Origin of the sequence: Pseudomonas sp. 18058, from assembly GCF_902706155.1 — a bacterium.
Taxonomy (GTDB): Bacteria; Pseudomonadota; Gammaproteobacteria; order Pseudomonadales; family Pseudomonadaceae; genus Aquipseudomonas; species Aquipseudomonas rustica.
The window spans coordinates 1-2306 of the sequence record NZ_CACSJY010000114.1 but is presented as its reverse complement, the minus strand read 5'-3'; the positions used below and the strand labels follow the sequence as shown (position 1 = coordinate 2306).

Annotated in this window: 3 protein-coding genes; all 3 read right to left on the bottom strand. The window is 62.0% G+C overall.

The features are described 5' to 3' along the window. Positions 1-80: 80 nt before the first annotated feature. Positions 81-695, bottom strand: coding sequence for a 3-isopropylmalate dehydratase small subunit (leuD, locus tag GVL50_RS28385; RefSeq protein WP_159815840.1), 615 nt, complete (start codon positions 693-695; stop codon positions 81-83). Further along, on the bottom strand, positions 692-2110 hold the full coding sequence (gene leuC, locus GVL50_RS28380) for a 3-isopropylmalate dehydratase large subunit (protein WP_159815839.1): 1419 nt from the start codon (positions 2108-2110) through the stop codon (positions 692-694). Before leuC ends, leuD begins: the two co-directional genes overlap by 4 nt. A gap of 12 nt (positions 2111-2122) precedes the next feature. Then, a partial coding sequence (locus GVL50_RS28850) for a hypothetical protein (protein ID WP_218586053.1) occupies positions 2123-2306 on the bottom strand: 184 nt, incomplete at its 5' end.

Sequence of the window (2306 nt, the reverse complement as noted above, 5' to 3'; positions counted from 1 at the left end):
CGAAAGCGGTGCGTCAGTCACCATCATCGCTGACGGACACACCGCTTTCGCGAGCAAGCCCGCTCCCACAGGTTATGCGTTTAGCTTAACCACGGGTTGGCAGCCAGGTGTTGGCGTTCGAATGCGCTGATCTGGTCGCGGCGTTGCAAGGTGCTGCCAATCGCATCCAGCCCCAGCAACAGCGAAGTTTTGCGCAGGGTATCGATCTGGAAATCGATCACACTGCCATCCGCCAAACCAATCTGCTGCGCTTGCAGATCAATGCTGATCCGCGCCGTTTCAGCCTGACCAACAAGCTGCCCGATCCGCTGCACCTGCGCCTCTTTTAGGGTGATCAACAACACCCCGTTACGCTGGCAGTTGTCGTAAAAGATCCCGGCAAAACTGCTGCCGATCAACGCGCGAACGCCCAGCTGCTGCAACCCCCACACCGCGTGCTCACGACTGGAACCGCAGCCAAAATTCGGCCCGACCACCAAAAAACTCGCGCCCTGCCATGCCGCTTGATTGAGCACGAAATCAGGATTGGGCCTGCCATCCGGCAAAAATCGCAAATCGAAAAACACCCCGCGATCCAGCCCTTGGCGATCGATGCCCTTGAGAAACTGTTTCGGCATGATCACGTCGGTGTCGACGTTGGCCGCCAGAAACGGCGCGGCCTGACCGCCGACTTGAGTGAAGGGTTGCAGGCTCATGGGCGTTCTCCAAAGTGGCGGATGTCGGTGAGTCGACCGCTGATCGCAGCAGCGGCGACCATTGCCGGGCTCATCAGATGCGTGCGCGCTCCGGCGCCCTGGCGGCCCTCGAAATTACGATTGGTGCTGGATGCGCAGCGGTCGCCGGGGGCAAGCACGTCATCGTTCATCGCCAGGCACATCGAGCAACCGGACTGGCGCCATTCAAAACCGGCGTCGAGAAAAATCTGCGCCAGCCCTTCCGCTTCGGCTTGCGCACGCACTTCGCTGGAGCCGGGCACGATCATCGCGCGCACGTGCTCGGAGACGCGTTGCCCGCGCACGACGCTGGCGGCATCCCGCAAATCTTCGATCCGCGCGTTGGTGCATGAGCCGATAAACGCGTGGCTGATCACGATGTCGCTGAGCGCCATGCCCGCTTCGAGGCCCATATAGTTGAGGGCGCGGCGCATGTCCTGACGCAGGATCGGATCGCTGATCGATTGCGGATCCGGCACCCGCGCGCCGATGGCTGCGGCCTGGTCCGGGCTGGTGCCCCAGGTGACCATTGGTTCCAGCCCACTGGCGTCGAGGTGTATTTCGCGATCGAACACCGCGCCGGGATCGCTGCGCAATTCGCGCCATTTTTCCACGCCGCGATCCCACAACTCACCTTGGGGCGCGCGCGGTTTGCCTTTCAAGTAGCTGAAGACTTTCTCGTCCGGCGCCATAAAGGCCCCGCGCGCACCGGCCTCGACGGCCATGTTGCAAATGGTCATGCGCGCTTCGACGCTCAAGGCATCAATGGTCGAACCGCAGAATTCGATGGCGTAACCGGTGGCCCCGGATGCGCCGATCTGGCCAATCAGCGCCATGATCACATCCTTCGAGGTCAGGCCCGGCGCCAACTCGCCATCCACCGTGACGCGCAGGCTTTTCAGGCGTTTGTAGACCAGCGTTTGCGAGGCCAGCAGGTGCTCGATCTCGGAGGTGCCGATGCCGAATCCGAACGCGCCGAGTGCGCCATAGGTCGTGGTGTGGCTGTCGCCGGCTGCGATGACCATGCCCGGCAGGATAAAGCCTTGCTCCGGCGCAATCACGTGTTCGATGCCTTGGCGCTTGTCGAGGATATCCAGCAGTTCGATGCCGAAGTCCCGGCAGTTCTCCGCCAGATACGACACTTGCCGCGCACCGCCGACATCGGGCATCGCAGCGATGCGCACCGGCGTGGTCGGGTTGACGTGATCGACCACCGCCAGCGACGTGCCCGGCCGCCACACTTCGCGCCCGGCCGCGCGCAAGCCGCTGAACGCTTGCGGGCTGGTGTATTCGTTGATCACCTGACGGTCGATATACAGCAGCACATGCCCCTGATCGTCGAGACGGCAGACCGTGTGGGAATCGATGTGTTTGTCGTAAAGGGTTCTGGGGCTCATCAGGGCATTCACTCAAGCAATCCAAGTGATTCCCATCATAGGCAGGCGCTGCCGCCCATCAATTGCCAGACAGTGATGGCGCAGATCATGAATCGTGTTCAATCCCCCGAACACCACAAACCCCCTGTGGGAGCGGGCTTGCTCGCGAAGGCGTCGTGCCAGCCAACATCCACGCAACAGACACACCGCCTTCGCG